The following is a 17860-nucleotide window of genomic DNA, read 5'->3' as shown; positions in this document are numbered from 1 at the left end:
ACGAAATCATTTTCTGAAATGCTATAGATCGGCGCATTGCCGAGGATGAGCAAAACCCTGATGAAGGCATAACCTGGGAAGCCCTGAAAACGAGCTTGAGAAACCAAAAATGAACCATCAACTGAGTATCAACCGCCAGGCTGATACCCATCAGTTGTTCTTATTATCCGAATGTCTTCTTGCCCTCCCTGCCTCCTCCGGTACTTATCCAGATGAAATAACTCCTGGATTCCACACAAAACTTGTCATATTGTTAAGACTGAATGAACACCCTTGATTGGACTCCAGCCGAGGTCAATCTGGACTGGCACCCGTCAGGCACGCTTCACCTCAATTCATTTTCAAGCACTCAATAAGCTCCTTTCCCTTCAAAGCAACACAGTTTTGACACGCTATGGACCGCCGACAGCTTCTTCCCCCCATGTTGGTGTTGTGCCTGCTGGGCTATTCCTGGTGGGGTGAGTCGTGGTCTGTGTCAGCAACGCCAGTACCGATACCGCCAGCGCCATCTGGACAGGTGCCCGCTTTAGCAACACCAGATGGGTTTCCAGGCGGACGGCCAGGGATGCACATCTTTAGCAATCAGGATGGGTTGCCGCAAAATTCGATTTTATCGCTTACCACCGATCAAAAAGGCTATCTCTGGGCTGGCACCCAGGATGGGGCAACTTGCTACAACGGTCATCGCTGGACGACGGTCAATATGCCCAATCGGATGCGATCCAACTATGTCCGCACGGTGTATGCCGCTTCGGATGGCAGCATCTGGTTTGGGACAACGGGCAATGGGGCGATTCGTTTGCAAAACGGTAACTGGACAACTTTCACGACAGAAACCGGAGCCGTGCCCACTGACAATGTGTTTTGTTTTGAAGAAGTTCGGGAGCCGGCTGGGAACAGTGTGTTGTGGGTTGGAACGAGCGGGGGACTTGCCACTTTTGAAAACAATCAGTGGAAGACGCTGACCCCTGAAAACTCCGGCTTGCCGCATAAGGCGGTCAACTGTTTGCTCAAAACAAAGGCCGTGGATGGTTCGGCTGTGGTGTGGGTGGGCACCAGCGGGGGACTGGCACGACTGGCTCAGGGAAAATGGACGGCTTTTACCACCGGCACGTCGCCGTTGCCGCACAATCAGGTTCTCAGTTTGCTTGAAACCACCGAATCACCTGGAAAACAGGCACTTTGGATTGGGACGGCAGAAGGCGGACTGGCCAAAATACACGATGACCAGTGGACGGTTTTTGATCCCCAGCAGACTGGATTGCTCAAAAATCGGGTCCTGGGACTGGTTGAAACGATTGAACCTGATCAAACCCGCACCCTGTGGGTTGGAAGTTATGGCAGCGGTCTGGTGCGATACCAGAATGGGCGATGGGTGAGCTACAACCGACAAACGTCAGCCTTGCCAAATGATGCCGTGATGAGCCTTTACAAATCGGTGTCACCGGATGGGGCCTATACCATCTGGGCTGGAACGATCAATGGACTGGCACGATTGCGCTCGGGAACCTGGACCACCTACGTGCCGGCCACGGCTGGCACGGCCAATAATGTGATCCTGAGCCTTTTGGAGACCCAATCCGTGACCGGCCAGCGGGTACTCTGGTTGGGAACGGCTGGTGGCGGACTGGCTCGACTGGAAAACGGCCAGTGGACCAGCTTCACAACTCAAAATTCCGGTCTTCCAAATAATCGAGTGCTTTGCCTGTTGCAAAGTCGGGATCCAGGTGGTGGTCAGGCCATCTGGATGGGCATGAACGGTGGCGGATTGGCCTGCCTGCGTGGCAATCAGTGGACTGTTTACACGACGGAAAACTCAAAACTCCCAAGTAACCTGGTGTGGAGTCTGGCTCAAACTGTGGACGCTGACGGGACACCCGTGCTCTGGGTCGTGACGGCTGGGGGCGGTGTGGTTCGCATCAAAGGCACCAACTGGACGGTGTTGAATCACCAGAATTCGGGCCTCCCCAGTGACGAGGTGCTGGTGCTGGTTGCCACCAAAGCCGATGATGGGTCACAGGTGCTCTGGCTTGGAACCGATGGAAAAGGACTGGTGCGATTTCACAACAACCAGTGGACGGTCTTTGATACCCAAAATTCCGGTCTGGCCAATAACTTTGTCTGGAGTTTGTGTGAAGCCATGGGGAGTGACGGCCATCGGACGCTTTGGATTGGCACTGGTGGTGGCGGGGTCAGCGTATTTGACCCAACTTCGACTGGCCTACAATGGCGGACCATCTCTGACCAAAACCTGCCTGGATTTCCCAACAACACCATCAACCAGATTTGCCAGGACCAGCAGCACCGCATGTATTTATTTACCAATCGGGGCGTGGCCAGACTGACGCCAAAAAGGCTGCGTGCCTGGAATCCAGATGAATTTTCGCTCTACACCTTTACCACTGATGACGGTCTGCCAAGCAACGAGTGCAATCAAGGGGCGGCCATGGTGGACCGGAATGGCTGTATTTGGGCGGGGACGCTGGAAGGGGCGGCAATGCTGGATCCAGGCACCGAATTTATTGATCGCTCGCCAAAACAACTCCTGATTGAGCGCATACTGTTGAATGGAAAGCTGTTTGAGGGGTCACCCAACGGTGTGCCCCAGAACGCGATCTTTGAGTACAACGAAAACAATCTGGTGTTTGAATATGCCCTGCTGAGCTATTTCCGCGAAGCCGAAACCCGCTACCAGACCCAGTTGGTCAACTTTGACGAGCAGCGTTCAGAATGGAAAATTGATACCAAAAAAGAATATACCTCGCTGCCGGACGGGAACTATACCTTCCAGGTTTGGGCCAGGGATTATGCCGGAAACATCAGCGGACCGGTAACGGCAACCTTTCGGGTGTTGCCAGCCCCGTGGCGAACCATCTGGGCATATTTCTTTTATGCCGGGGTGATCTTTGGTATCGGTTATGCCATTTATTCGTGGCGTGTGCAGGCGTTGCGACGACGACAGGCTGAAAAAGTCGCCCATTTGCGGCAATTGCAGGAGGAGCGAATTGCCCACCTGCATCAACTCCAGGAAGAACGAATCTCCAGTTTGCGGCATTTGCTCGAAAGTATTCGGGTCATCAACCTGCCACTCGATTTGAACACTGTTTTGCAAAACATTGCCCAGGAAAGCGCCCAGTTAATTGAAGGCGAGCCAGGTGGCATTGGGTTGATTGAAGGTGAACAGGTTGTCTTCCGCCGCCTGTGGATGCGCGATCATTGGGTTGATGAACCGCTGGTCTTCCAGTTTGGCGAAGGCGTCGCCGGTCGGGTCGCCGCCACGGCGACGCCGATGCTCGTCAATGATTCAGAACATTCAGACGAAATTGCCTTCCATGCCTTAATCAAGAAATTTGATGTCCTGGGCATGATGGATGTGCCGATTATTTCACGCACCGGGAAAGTAGTCGGGGTGCTTGATGTGCGGCGTCCGGCTGGAAGATTGCCGTTTACCCAGGCTGATTGTCAGTTGATTGAATCGTTGGCGCACCAGGCGGCGGTTGCGATTGAAAAAGCCGCGCTCTATGGCGAACTTGAACGGCTCTATAACCAGGAACGCGATGTCACGCGGCGGTTGCAGGAACTCGATCAAATGAAGACGAACTTCCTGATTATCACCTCACACGAAATCCGCACGCCGCTCACGGTGCTCAAAGGCTATAGCGAGGCGTTGCTTGACGAGTATTTGGGCCCCTTGACCAAAGCCCAAAAGAGATCGTTGCTGACTTGCCAGCGGATGATTGATCGCATGGTGATTACATTTAATGACATTCTGGAAATGCTCAAAATTAATGAAGGGAACGTGTCACTCAAAGTCACCACGTTTGATCTCTCAGCGGCTATTCAGGAAATTCTGGTCGAGTTGTCACCATTTATCGATCAGCGCAACCAGACATTTCTCAAAAACATTCCTGAATCAATCACGCTGGTTGGCGACATTGAAAAGATACAACTGGTCCTGATCAATATCATTCAAAACGCAATTAAATTTACCTATGACGGTGGGGAAGTTCAGGTCACGCTGGTTCAGGAACTGGACACCATTCACCTTTCGATCAAGGACAGCGGAATCGGGATTGATCCAGAGGAAATTGAGCAGATCTTCGAGAAGTTTTACACCACGCCTGACCCGTCAACGCATACTTCGGGCCGCTTTGAATTTTCCGCCCGGGGAACTGGCCTGGGGCTGGCGATTGCCAAAAGTTATGTCGAAGCCCACGGAGGCCGAATCTGGGCCGAATCAATCGGGAAAGGCCACGGCAGTTGTTTTCATATCGTGTTGCCGCTGGTGTATCAGGAAAATGGGGCAGAAGAATATCGGGCTGAAGAAAGCGGGCTGAAGACGTCGGGCTGAGAAAACCAGGGCTGAGGGCTTGGGGCAGAAAGACTCGCAAGCTCGGGGCACAGAAAGGGATGAGGGATGAGGGATGAGGGATGAGGGATGAAATAAAACTAGTTCTTCAGCCCTGAGCCCCAAGCCCTGGTTTTCTCAGCCCTCTTCGGTCGCGACAATTGGCACCCACCGTTGTAACAAAGCCTTCAAATCCTCAAAGGTAAAGGGTTTTCCTAAAAAGTCATCCATGCCGATTTGCAGACATTTTTCCACTGTTTCAACGGTTGTTTCAGCCGTCAGTGCAATGATTCTGATGTTGGAACGATGGCTTTTCTTGCGACGAATAGCCTGAGTGGCGGTAAATCCATCCATTTCAGGCATATAGCAATCCATCAAAATGGCATCAAATCGCGATGTTTCAAAGGCGTTGACGGCTTCGAGTCCGTTGTTGACGACTTCGACCTGATAGCCAAGTTTTTTGACCTGGGCGGCCAGGATTTTTTGACTGACCGGATTGTCTTCCGCAATCAGAACACGTGGTGAAATGGGCGGTATTGAGTTGACATCAGCCGCATTGGGGACTGCGGAGACAAACGATTTATCTTCAGTCACCACTGATGACGGTGATACTTCGGCCAGAGACGATGCTTCAGGCGGGAGAGCCGGCAGGAGCACCGTAAAACACGTTCCAACGCCTAACTGGCTGTGAACTGAGATATTGCCTCCGTGCGCTGCCACGATGCGCCTTACTATCGTCAACCCGAGACCGACACCCAACTGCTTTTTGGTTGATTTTGATTGCCGATACGGTTCAAACAAATACGGAATGTCTTCGGCGGGAATCCCTTCGCCGGTATCGGTGATTGAAATTTTCAGGAAGTGCTGACCGATTTCAACCCCAGTTCCAGATTCGACACTGCCTGCAACTGAAATTTTGCCGCCATTGGGAGTAAATTTAAGGGCATTGGACAGCAAGTTGGCAAAGACGCGCTCCAATTTTCCACGGTCAGCCGAAATGGCCGGTAAGCCTGGTTCAAGCTGGATTTCGAGGGCAATCCGCCGAGTCTGGGCACTGACACGGATATCCTCAACGCACTGACGCACAAAAGATTCGGTTTCCAGCGGAGCACAGGACAATTTCATTTCCTGGGCTTCGGCGCGTGACACTTCGAGCATTTCTGAAATCAACGTCAGGACTTTATCCAGGCTGCGGTCTGAGGCTTCGAGCAGAGAAGCCAGCGGACCTGCGGCAATCGAAGATTCCATTTGCAACAGTTCAATCGCGGTTTTGACCACGCTGAGCGGAGACTTCAAATCATGAGCCAGCATGGCGGTAAAGCTCGCTTTGAGCTGGTCCATTTCCTGGAGTTTCAGGTTGGCTTCGGCCAGCACATTTTTTTGGTGCTCCAGTTCCTGTTGCTGCCGCCACAAATGAAATGCGGTTTCCGCCAGTTTTCGAGTCCGTTCAGCCACTTGAATTTGAAGCCGTTGGTTTTGTCGAACCAGGTACCCGGTACGGAAGCGGGTGGTGCTGAAAATCAGCCCAATTACAATTCCACTGTAAACCAGAATTGCCCAGGGCGAACGCCAGGGGGATGTCTGAATGTGAACCGCCAGACGGTTGGGAAGTGTGTTCCATACGCCATCGTTGTTACAGGCCAGAATTTCGAGCGTGTATTTCCCAGCGGGAATATTGAAAAAAGAAAGGGTGCGTTTTCCTTGCACCTCGTTCCACGGTGACTGGAGTTCAGCCAGGCGGTACTTGAGGCGATTTTTTTCAGGGGCGGAAAAACTCAAGATCGAACAGGTCACTTCAAAGGTATTCTGAAACGAAGCCAGGGCCAGCTCGTCTGGGCCTGGGCGCATGACTTCTCCATTGGCCGTGACGCTTTCCATAACGACGGTGGGAGGTACTTGATTGATCGGTATGTTGACTGGATCAATCATGGCTATTCCGCGCAAGGTTGGGAACCAGAGCCTTCCGTCAGACGCTCTCATGGCTAGGGCTGGGACATTGGTTTCCTCAGTTTTCATGCCGTCAAACTCTGTGAAAATCGCTGTTTCCACGCTTGAAGTTTGCCCCTGAGCAAACTGGAGCAATGCCTTGCGATTCACTCGAAGAATTCCATTCCCACTCCCAATCCAAAAATTTCCCTGGGTGTCTTCGATCATTTGATGGAGTGTTTCGGGTTGATTGCCAGGAAGCTGACTCAAAGTTCGTAGTCTGCCTTCCTGCACATAGCACAACCCGGCATTGGTAATCACCCAAATAATTCCGTCTACGTCTTCATACAGCGATAAAATGACGTTGCTTAGAAGACCTTCTGTTCGTGTGAAGGTAGTAAACTGGCCATTTTGAAACCGGATGAGTCCGCCTCCATCGGTTCCAACCCACACACTCCCATCTTTGGCACAGGTAATTGCCAGAATGACATTTAAGGGGAGGCCATTTTCGGTGGTGAATGTTGTAATCGTCGTTCCACTTTTGCGGCACAATCCCGCTGGTGTCCCCAACCAGAGATTTCCCTGGGTGTCTTCACACAAAACCCGAACCTGATTGCTGGGCAGCCCGGTTTGAGTCGTGAAGGTCGCAAGTGGGCGGGTGGGGGAATCTGGATGAAATTGAACGAGCCCATTGCTTTGCGTTCCAGCCCACCAGGTTCCGGATTGATCCTGTAAAATGCTGTAGATCGTTGAATTAAAAGGACTCGCGGTGAAGCTGGTGAGGGTGCCGTTGGCCAGGTGGGTGAGTCCCTGATTGGTCCCGATCCAGAGGCTGTGGTCTGAGGCTTCCTGAATTTGCCAGATGAGGTTGTGTGATACCCCTTCTTTGGTGGTGTAGGTGAGAAATTTCCCGTTTTGGAACTGATTCAGCCCATCCCGGTAGGTTCCAACCCAGAGATTTCCTTCACGATCTTCAAAGAGAGATGACACATCCTCGCCAGAGAGGCCATCTGAGTGGCTGAAAGTGGTAAATGTGCCGTTCGTAATCCGAACCAATCCAATTTTAGCGGAGCCAATCCACAGGTTTCCGTCCCGATCTTCACAAAAGACAGACGCCACCGTACCTGGGAATCCGTTCGCATTGGTGAAGTGGGTCAGGGTGTGATCGGGTCGTTCCTGGTACACTCCGGCCCCGATGGTGCCAATCCAGAAATTTTGCTTCCGGTCAGTAAAGAGCGCGACGATTTGGCCCTCAAGGGTTTGGTAGGTGGTCAATGCCAGCGATCCGGTGTGGCTAGATACTTGAAACAGCGTATTCTGGCTGCCCAGGAGAATGGTGCCGTCAGCGGATTGTCCAATCGCCCGAATATCGGAGACTGCTTTCCCATCCAGGGTGTCAACTCGTTGGAATCCTTGATCAGGTGACGCTAAGGACAGATAATTCAACCCTTTGCGGGTGCCAATCCAGAGTCGTTTCTGGCGATCTTCAAATAAAGCCGAAATGATTTCAGAGGCCAGTCCGTGTTCGGGGGTGAAGGTTTTCCACTGGCCATTTTTGTAGGCCATGAGCCCGCCGCCGTTGGTACCGACCCAGAGCGTGCCCTCCGAACTGACCAGCAGTTTCCATGTGGTATTATTTTTGAATTCTGGAACGGTGTTTTTGTTCAAGACCGTGAACTGAACTCCGTCAAACCGGACCAGTCCCTGAAAGGTTCCCAACCAGAGATATCCATCACCCGTTTGCGCCAGGGCGAGGATCGCGTTATTGGGGAGCCCAGTTTCTTTCGTCCAAATTGTTTGACGATATTGTGTGATGGCTTTCGTTCGATCAAGTGCCTGCACTGGAAGCGAGCTAAGTAACAGGAGCCCCAGGATGAGTGTTCCAGGTTGCCAGCCATTACGCAGAAAGTCACGAGCCAATCGAGCGGGGGACATACTTCAAACCTCGACAGACCAGGTACCGCACACCCAGGCTGTACACTGGAAGAAACAGACTGAACCAAAAGATTTTGCAGGATTTTTTGGGCAAGTGAGGGAACAGAGAAAGGCAAGAAGTCAAAAATCAGAAGGTGCCCATCTCACTGAAGAGCAGGTGGGATTGTAACCGAGTTTGGCTGAGGGCAAAAGAGAGGGAAGCCGTCCGGGTGGCAAGGTGATTCATTGACAGGATGACAAGGTGACAAGGTGACAGGATGACAAGGTGACAGGATGACAAGGTGACAGGATGACAGGGTGACAGGATGACAAGGTGATAAATCATCACTGTCTCATCTTGTCAAAAAGTCACCGTGTCACTCTGTCACCCTGTCATTTGGTCATCTTGTCATTTTTTGAGGAGCGTGGTTAGGGTTTCATCGGGATTTTCACGCCTTTGGTTTCGGCGGTGTGGTCGGCTTCCTCATACCCGGCATCAACGTGCCGGAAAACGCCCATGGCCGGGTCGTTAGTCAGCACACGCTCGGCGCGTTTGGCTGATTCGTCGGTGCCGTCCACCACGGTGACCTGACCAGCGTGCAGGCTGTATCCAATGCCGACGCCTCCGCCGTGATGGAACGAAACCCAACTGGCGCCCGAGGCCGTGTTGACGAGCGCGTTCAAAATCGGCCAGTCGGCAATCGCATCCGACCCGTCTTTCATAGCTTCGGTTTCACGATACGGAGACGCCACCGACCCGCAGTCCAGATGGTCGCGCCCAATGACAATTGGTGCTTCGACCTGTCCACGGCGAACCAGTTCATTGAGCGCCACGCCAAATTCCGCCCGTTCACCATAACCCAGCCAGCAAATCCGTGCCGGAAGACCCTGGAAGTGGATTTTTTCACTTGCCAGTCGAATCCAGCGTTGCAATGACTCGTTGTGCGGAAACATTTCCTGGACGAGGCTGTCGGTTTTGCGAATATCTTCCGGGTTGCCCGAAAGCGCCGCCCAGCGAAACGGTCCTTTGCCTTCACAAAACAGCGGGCGGATGTATTCCGGGACGAAGCCCGGAATTTTGAAGGCATCAGTAACCCCTGAAATTTCAGCCTGTTTGCGAAGGTTGTTCCCATAGTCAAACGTTACGGCGCCTCGATCCTGCAGCGCCCGCATGGCCAGAATATGAGTTCCCATCGAGGCTTGCGACCGCTTGACGTATTCGACCGGGTTTTCACGGCGGAGCGTGTCGGCTTCATCCAGCGAAAGACCTGCGGGAACATAGCCATTGAGCGGGTCGTGAGCACTGGTTTGATCGGTGAGGACATCAGGGACAATCCCGCGCCGAACCATTTCCGGCAACACTTCAGCACAGTTTCCAACCAGACCAACCGAAAGCGGTGATTTTCGGGAGCGGGCTTCGTCAAGCCAGGTGAGCGCTTCGTCGAGATTGGAAGTCATTCGGTCGCAGTAGCCAGTCTGAATGCGTTTTTCAATCCGGGCCGGATCCACATCAATACCCAGGAAGGCGGCGCCATTCATCGTGGCTGCCAGCGGTTGCGCTCCACCCATGCCTCCCATCCCACCAGTTACCACCAGTTTTCCTTCAAGCGTGCCGCCGAAATCGCGATCTGCAACAGCGGCAAAGGTTTCATACGTGCCCTGCAAAATGCCCTGGGTGCCGATATAGATCCAGCTTCCCGCCGTCATCTGGCCATACATCAGGAGGCCAAGTTCTTCCAGTCGGCGAAATTCATCCCAGTTGGCCCAGTTTCCAACCAGATTTGAATTGGCAATCAGGACGCGGGGAGCAAATTCGTGCGTGCGAATGATCCCAACTGGTTTCCCAGACTGCACCAGCAGAGTTTCATCGTTTTCGAGGCTCTGCAGGCTACGCACAATGGCATCAAAACATTGCCAGTTGCGGGCAGCTTTGCCCGTTCCTCCATAGACAACCAGGGCTTCGGGTCGCTCGGCAACGTCCGGATCCAGATTGTTCATTAACATCCGCAGGGCGGCTTCCTGATGCCAGCCCTTGCAACTGAGTGTGGTGCCCCGCGGGGCGCGAATAATTCGTGACATAGGTTTTGAATGAAGAATGAAGAATGAAGAATGAAGAATTGAGAATGGAGAAGGAAGAAAGTGGTGAGTGGTGAGTGGTGAGTGGTGAGTAGTGAGTGGTGAGTGGTTAGTGGTTAGAAATCAATGCTTTCAAAGAAGAACCAGGAACTAAGAACCAACCACTAACCACTAACCACTTTCTTCCTTACCTTGGCACTTCCACCCGTGCGACCAGATCATCTACCACCTGATCAGGCGTGATGCCCGCCACCTGAGCCTCCGAATGAAGCACGATGCGATGGCGGAGCACGGGTTTGACCACCGTTTTGACGTCATCCGGTGTGATAAAGGCACGTCCCTGCATCGCCGCATTGGCTTTGCTGCACATCAGCAGGGCAACCGCCGCGCGGGGGCTGGCCCCCCAACTCAGGTGGATGAAGTTTCGGGAATGGCGAATGATATTGACGATATAGCGTTGAATCCCAGGCTCGGCGGTTACCGCTCGCACCAATCGGCGACATTCGCTCACAATAGCCAGATCAGAAAGCGGTGTCAGGTTCAGTTCCTGCAGTCGCTTGGCATTAAACCCGGAATTCCAGTTGCTGATGACCTGCAACTCTTCTTCAATTGACGGATAGTCAATCAGGATTTTGAGCAGAAACCGGTCCAACTGGGCTTCGGGAAGGGGGTAGGTGCCTTCGTACTCAATCGGATTCTGGGTGGCGAGAACCATAAATAACGGCGAGAGCGGATGCCGTTCGCCATCAATCGTCACTTGCCGTTCTTCCATGGCTTCGAGCAACGCCGCCTGGGTTTTCGGAGGGGTGCGGTTGATTTCGTCAGCCAGCAGCAGGTCCGTAAAAATTGGTCCCTGGCGGAGCGTGAATAACCCGGTGTTGAGATTGACGATATTGGTTCCGGTCACATCTGCCGGCATCAAGTCCGGAGTGAACTGGATGCGGTTGAAATGGGCACCCAGGATCATCCCCAGAGTTTTGACCAGGAGGGTTTTCGCCGTACCGGGAACGCCTTCAACCAGCACGTGTCCTTCAGCGAGCAATCCGATCAATACCTGATCAATCACTGCGTCCTGACCGACAATCACTTGATGAAGCTGATACCGAACATGATCGACAACTTGTTGAACGTATTGGGACATTTTGGGTGGGGTATAGGGAAAGAATGAGGATAAAAGCAGGTCAGTCGTCAGTAGTGACTACTGACTACTGACTACTGACTACTGACTACTGACTACTGACTACTGACTACTGACTACTGACTACTGACTACTGACTACTGACTACTGACTACTGACTACTGACTACTGACTACTGACTACTGACTACTGACTACACATTGGCATAAAAACTCAACGACGTCTCGCCCTGGCGGACTTCGCGAAAGCGGCGCAGCAGGCCCACCGTTTCCGGCAGCGTTTGCTTGGCGTGGTGCTCAACCACCAGCCATCCGTCGGGTGACAGCAGCTTGCTTTCACCCAGTTGTTTCAACACCGGTTGATAGACGGGTGAGGCGTAGGGCGGATCAAAAAAAATGAAATCGTAGGCGCGTTCTTCCGTCATCAATTGCTTGAGCGCTTTGAGTACATCACGCTGGATCAGCTCAACGCCATCTTCAATCCCGAGTGCGGTCAGGTTGTCAATCAGCATTCGGACGGCATGCCGTGCATTTTCAACAAAGGTGACCTGACTGGCGCCTCGGCTACAGGCTTCAATTCCAACCGCGCCTGAGCCGGCACACAGATCTAAAAAGCGGGCCTCCACAACCTGCGTTGACAAGATATTGAAGAGTGTTTCACGCAGCCGGTCCGACGTTGGTCGGACACTGAGTCCATCAACGGTTCGGATCCGCCTGCCTTTGAATTGTCCGGAAATGATGCGCATGGTTTTCCACAAAAGCGTCGCACGTTAGCATAAATCGGGATGATTTGCGATTTTTTGCCCATTTTTGCCCAGGGAAACGCTGGTTCATTTCCATTTAAGGGATCATTCGCCATCTGATGGCGACTTTTTTGATATCCGGCGGCGATGCTGTTTTTCCGAGATATAGCGTTCGACGGTGGTAATGAAAATATCCACTCGCTCTGACAAATCTTCCAGTTTTTCATCAACCTGGCGTTGCTGTTCGGCCTGCTGGACGGGTCTGGCGGCTTCGCGAACGGCCACCTGTTCCTGAATGTCAATGACTTTCTCGACGGCATTGGCCAGCTTGCTGACCACGGTTGCCAGCCGATCCACATTATGGAGGAGTGATGCGTGCGAACTGGTCACCCACTCCAGGTCGGTGGTGAGTTTGGCTGTTTGATCCAGCAAAAACTGAATCGTCCGCTCTATTTCTTCGTGGGTCATTGGCGGGCACCTGGGAGCGAAAAATTGGATGAGGCTGAATTGAGCCGGATTGAACCCAATTTGTAAACCACCCGGTTTCAAAAGCGCAATACTTTCTGATGGATAACGGCAGTCACCGGCCAAAAACAATTGAGGTTTCGGCGGCAGCCACAGTGCTGCCTACACCGAAACCTCAAATTCAGTGAGTGATTGGTGGATTTACCAAAAGTGTGATCCGGCTGCCCGGTATTGGGACTGACGGCGGATTTGCTCCCAGGCAAACACCTGTTGAGCGCGAACATTTTCGGTGGCTTTGGCCAACACCGAAAGCAGGTCATCGTCAGTTGAATCCAGTCGCGTCGTACTGGGGCGGGTGCTTTCAATCTCGGCGATTCGATTGCGGTCAGAAAGAGCGTCAAGCGGTGCCATTTGCTTACCCATAAGAAACCTCCTGGTTGTTTTCTTTCAGGGCAAGCGCGCCAGACAGTTGGTCGTTGCTGGTTAACCTGCCCGCAGTTCGGTGTATTCTCGCATCGTGTAGATTGCCTTTGCCTCCATTCTTAAGAAGTTCAATTTGGGAATTACTGGATTGTTGAACAGAAAGGTGACGAGACAGAAAGGGTTGTTATGTTACCGTGCCCCGCTGGTTGTTTCAAGTCAGGGTTTCTTCTTTGGGGATAACTTTTTCAGTGAGTTTTCGCTCCGTGGTTCGTTCCGAAGCGGCTTCCGAAATAACATTGGTTGTCAGGGGCTGGTGGCCGATGATAGTCGGCGTATCATCTTTGTCCCAGCGATTCCCCACAATCGTGGGATGATCCTCCATGGTAAATGCCCCATGCAGTGTTTCGGCATGAGCCAGATGGTGATAGTTGGTTTGCTGGCTGTCCAGTTGCTGAGTTGGAAGCGGGAGTGGCGCGGTAATGGGGCCGCTTCGATAAAATACTTCCTGATCCACCCCGAGACTCTCAGCCACGGCCCTGGACAGTAAGTTTCCAAACTCAATCGCGTTTGGGCGATCAGTGGCCACCTTCCGAAGCGAGGCCATGACCACAAACTCAACACTGATTGGTAAATCCGGCAACGTATCGCGCAACGGCGGCGGCTGGTGATTGAGATGTTTGAGCATGACCTCAACCACCCCTCGGCTGGAAGGCTGAAAGGGCACTCGCCCAGAGAGCATTTCATAAAGCACAATCCCCAAACTGTACACATCGGCCCGTCCATCATACTCATCACCTTTCAGGCGTTCCGGTGACATATAGGTTGGGGTACCGACAATGCCACCCGTTTCAGTCAGATTTTGGAGATTTGAGTCGTTGGTATCGTCCATCAACTTGGCAATTCCAAAATCCAGAACTTTGACGATTTCGCCTTCTTTGGTTTGATGGAGGTAGATATTGTCAGGCTTGATATCGCGGTGGACGAGTCCGGCCCGGTGCGCTTCGTCAAGCACCTGGCACACCGGAAGGATGATTTCGGCGCATCGTTTGAGTGAGAGCCGCCCCGCTCGCTGCAGCTCGCTGGTCAGCGTGTGGCCTTCCAGCAGTTCCATCACCAGATAGGCGATACCTTCGGATGAAATACTGGAATCAAGGACCGTGATGGCATTGGGATGATTGACCCGGCAGGCGGAAATTCCTTCCCGGCGAAACCGCTCAACCGCTTCCGGTGAATCGTTTCCAGGTTTGGGTTTAAAGACTTTGATCGCCACCGGGCGATTGAGGCCAAGGTGAGCAGCTCGGAAAACGGCGCCAAACCCACCGCTCCCGATTTTTTCATCGAGCCGATATTTGCCATCCAGCACCGTGCCGGGTAATGCTTCGGCTAAGGCTGAAAAGATTCGATCCGCCTGTTTTTGCGACGCCAGCAGTTCGTCGTTCTTTTTGGCCAATTCGGCAATTTTGGTATCCAGCTCACGGTTTTTACGGTCAAGTTGCTCGTTTTTGCGCTCGACTTCCTGATTGACCACCAGGAGTTGCTCATTTTTCCACAGGGTTTCTTTTTGTGAACTTTCTAACTGCTGGTTAGCCTGGGCCAGTTCCTGGGTTCGTTCAACCACTTTGCTTTCCAGCAACAGCGCCCGGCGATGTAACTGGTTCAATCGCCACTGCACGCTGCCATAGATCACGGCGGCAATCGTAAGCAGGTACAGTGTATAAGCCCACCACGTTTGCCAGAGTGGTGGTTTTAATCGAAAGCGAAAGCTGGTGCCAATTTCGTTCCAGACGCCATCGTTATTGCACGCCATGACCCGGAAGGTGTAGGTACGGGCGGGCAAATTGGTGTAGTAGGCCACGCGCCGGGTCCCGACATCAACCCAGGTCGGGTCAAAGCCTTCCAGCTTGCATTTGAACCGAACTTTTTCAGGGGCCAGGTAACTGAGCCCGGCATAACGAAACTCAAACCGATTTTCTCCAGGTTCAAAGGTCAGGAACGTTGACGGAACAAATTTTTCAGAACCTTGCACCACCGCCTCAATGACAACGGGTGGTGCCAGTTGATTTAATTTGATGGACATTGGATCAATGACCACGGCACCCTTGGCGGTTGGAAACCAGAGTTTGTCATTTCGGGTTTTCCAGGCGGATGGCTGTGAGCCGCCATTGCACTGATTGGTCCGCATGCCATCCGTTTTGCCATATGACACACAGGGCAGCACGGCAATTTCCCGCCGGTCAAGCTGTTCAAATGCCCGTTTGGGAACACAGTAAAGCCCTTTGTTGCACCCCATCCAGAACTGGCCCTGATTGTCTTCCAAAATCTGAAAAGCAACATCATCAAACAGTCCGTCTTTGGTCGTGTAATTGGTAAACCGGCCCTGGCCGAAGTGGGCTAACCCCCCATTGGTGCCCATCCAGATTGATCCGTCCGTATCTTCAAAGAAGGCAAAGACCCGGTCGTTGATGATTCCGCTTTGGGTCGTGTAGTTTTTGAAAACACCATTTTTGAAATAACTGAGCCCGCTGTTGGTTCCGATCCAGAACCCACCCTGGCGATCTTCAAAAATCGCCCGCACGCTGTTATTGGCCAGCCCATCTTTGGTGGTGTAGGTATGAAAGCGGCCATTTTCATACACATTAAGTCCGGCAAAGGCGGTGCCAATCCAGATGCGGCCAGCCCGATCACAATAAATGACATACAGGTTGTCATTCGCCAGCCCGTCTTTGGTGGTATAGGTGGTAAACGTTCCATTTTTCAGGCAACTGAGCCCGGTGTTGGTTCCCACCCAGATATTGCCTTCCAGATCTTCACAAGCGGTGCGCACCAGGTTACTGGCTAACCCCTGGTCGGTGGTGTAGGAAGTAAATGCCCCATTTCGAAAGCTGGTGAGCCCGCCACCTTCGCTCCCAAGCCAGACGGTTCCCTGGCGGTCTTCAAAAATCGTCCGCAGGTAGTTATTTGAAAGCCCGTCCTGGACCGTGTAGGTCACAAACTTCCCATCGCGAAGCCGATTGAGACCGCTGCTGGTGCCGACCCACAAACTGCCCTCACGGTCTTCAAAGAGTGACCGAACGGCATTCTGGGAAAGGCCATCTTTGGACGAAAAGCGAGCGATGGTCCCATCTTTTTTCAACCGGTTTAACCCGCCACCATCGGTGCCAATCCACAGATTGCCATCCCGGTCTTCCAAAACTGACAAAATGATATTGTTGGCGAGCCCTTGCTGAGCCGTGTAGTTCTGAAAGTGACCATTTTGCCACCGACTCAAGCCCCCGCCTTCGGTCCCAACCCAAATGGTATGTTGGCGGTCTTCATAAATTGCATTCACCCGATTGTTTGGCAGTCCCTGGGTTGTGGTCAGGCAGGTAAAGGCGCCATTTTCAAAGCACGAGAGGCCGCCAATAGTGCCAACCCAGACTCTTCCGGCCTGATCGCAGCAGAGGGTCCGAATCACATTGCTGCCCAGGCCATCCCGAGTGGTAAATACCCGGATTTTGCCATTTTCAAGCAACCCAAGACCATCTTCCGTTCCAATCCAGATATTGCCTTTTTGATCTTCGCAAATGGCGCGCACGCTGTTATCTGGCAACCCGTTCTGGATTGAATAGCCAGAAAATTGTCCATTCTTGAGGCACAGGAGTCCTCCGCCAACTGTTCCGACCCACAGGCGGGCCTGTGAATCTTCAAACAGGGAAAAGACCCCGTTGCTTTTGGGAATGTTCAGATTTTGCGGGTGAACGACGCTGAACTGAATGCCGTCAAAGCGGACCAGTCCCTCATAGGTGCCAAGCCAGAGATACCCATCTTGGGTTTGGGCGACTGTCAACACTGACACCTGTGGAAGTTCATCCTGCCAGACATCGTGGATGTATTGGGTAATGTTTTTGGCTGGTTCCAGCGCCCGGCCCGGCGATGAAAGACCGATCAGAGACACCAGGAGCACGATCACACGCCAGACAGGGTGTGGTCTGCAGAAACGGCTTATGGGGCGTGCCGAATCCTGGCTGTTCATGGTGGGTGGCCTTTATCGCTTATAGAATGAATCGCGAGCGCGAGAGCTTGCCCAAAGTGAGTTGAAAGTCCGAATTCTTTCATGTTTTCCAACGAGCAATGGGTGATGAACTCGGATGAGAAAGTGTGGCTTCGAGGGTTGCCACAACATCAAATTTAGAAAATCTGACGTGTTGGATTGAAAATCCCTGGGCCTGAATTGTGGAAACCGTTCGACGATTGAGATGACAGCCGCCGCAGAGCCGTTTTTGGAGCGGTGTCAAACAATCAGTGATGAATCCTAACAATAGCGGGGAAGGGCGGATATGTTCAAGCAGGAGTAATTTACCCCCAGGTTTCAGTACCCGCCGAATTTCAGCCAGGGCGACTGTTGGGCGGGGAATACTGCAAAACACAAGGGTCGCGACCACGGTGTCGAAACTCTGATCGGGAAAGGGAAGTTGCTCGGCGGAAGCCTCGATAAACTGAACGTCAAGCCCTGGCAACCGGGGTTTGGTCCGGGCTTTCTCCAGCATCAACGGGTCTGGGTCTGTCAGCACCAGTGAGCGGGCACTGGTGTAAAGCATCAAATTGACACCTGTTCCCGCCCCAAGTTCCAGGACATCTCCGGTCGCTTTGGGAATTAATTCAGCCCGCCGCCATCCGAAGAGATGCCGCTCAAAGAACCGCATTCCCCGGTCATATCCTTTGGCAATTGAACCGTACGGGAGATCAGGATGAGGAGGTGGGGAGGGCATAGGTGACAGGGTGACAGGGTGACAGGGTGACAAGGTGACAAGGTGACAAGGTGACAAGGTAACCACATGAAATATAAATG

Annotated in this window: 9 protein-coding genes; 1 reads left to right on the top strand and 8 read right to left on the bottom strand. The window is 52.7% G+C overall.

The window, feature by feature from the left end; genetic code table 11:
* Nucleotides 1-472: 472 nt before the first annotated feature.
* Complete coding sequence (locus tag HY774_02515; GenBank protein MBI4747331.1) at nucleotides 473-4351, top strand: GAF domain-containing protein; 3879 nt, start codon at nucleotides 473-475, stop codon at nucleotides 4349-4351.
* A gap of 135 nt (nucleotides 4352-4486) precedes the next feature.
* On the opposite strand, the gene HY774_02510 is transcribed toward HY774_02515, so the two are convergent.
* The 8 genes from HY774_02510 to HY774_02475 form a co-directional block, all read right to left on the bottom strand.
* A complete protein-coding gene (locus HY774_02510; protein ID MBI4747330.1) occupies nucleotides 4487-8209 on the bottom strand; it encodes a response regulator in 3723 nt (1240 codons plus the stop codon).
* Between the two features lie 408 nt (nucleotides 8210-8617).
* Nucleotides 8618-10267 carry a urocanate hydratase gene (gene hutU / locus HY774_02505; protein ID MBI4747329.1) on the bottom strand — a complete coding sequence of 550 codons (1650 nt, stop codon included), beginning with the start codon at nucleotides 10265-10267 and terminating at the stop codon, nucleotides 8618-8620.
* A gap of 184 nt (nucleotides 10268-10451) precedes the next feature.
* Nucleotides 10452-11405, bottom strand: a complete 954-nt coding sequence (locus HY774_02500; protein MBI4747328.1) for a MoxR family ATPase — start codon at nucleotides 11403-11405, stop codon at nucleotides 10452-10454.
* A 190-nt stretch (nucleotides 11406-11595) separates the two neighbouring features.
* A complete protein-coding gene (gene rsmD, locus HY774_02495) occupies nucleotides 11596-12147 on the bottom strand; it encodes a 16S rRNA (guanine(966)-N(2))-methyltransferase RsmD (protein MBI4747327.1) in 552 nt (183 codons plus the stop codon).
* A 102-nt stretch (nucleotides 12148-12249) separates the two neighbouring features.
* Nucleotides 12250-12612: a hypothetical protein gene (locus HY774_02490; protein MBI4747326.1), complete on the bottom strand. Its 363-nt coding sequence runs from the start codon at nucleotides 12610-12612 to the stop codon at nucleotides 12250-12252.
* Nucleotides 12613-12810: 198 nt separating this feature from the next.
* Nucleotides 12811-13032 carry a hypothetical protein gene (locus HY774_02485; GenBank protein MBI4747325.1) on the bottom strand — a complete coding sequence of 74 codons (222 nt, stop codon included), beginning with the start codon at nucleotides 13030-13032 and terminating at the stop codon, nucleotides 12811-12813.
* A gap of 211 nt (nucleotides 13033-13243) precedes the next feature.
* Nucleotides 13244-16966: a protein kinase gene (locus tag HY774_02480; GenBank protein MBI4747324.1), complete on the bottom strand. Its 3723-nt coding sequence runs from the start codon at nucleotides 16964-16966 to the stop codon at nucleotides 13244-13246.
* Nucleotides 16967-17123: 157 nt separating this feature from the next.
* The gene (locus HY774_02475; GenBank protein MBI4747323.1) at nucleotides 17124-17780 is read right to left on the bottom strand and encodes a class I SAM-dependent methyltransferase; all 657 of its coding nucleotides are present in this window, start codon (nucleotides 17778-17780) and stop codon (nucleotides 17124-17126) included.
* Nucleotides 17781-17860: the final 80 nt, after the last annotated feature.

The organism is Acidobacteriota bacterium (assembly GCA_016208495.1).
In the GTDB taxonomy this organism is placed as follows: Bacteria; Acidobacteriota; Blastocatellia; order Chloracidobacteriales; family Chloracidobacteriaceae; genus JACQXX01.
This window is presented reverse-complemented; position numbering and strand designations above follow the sequence as displayed.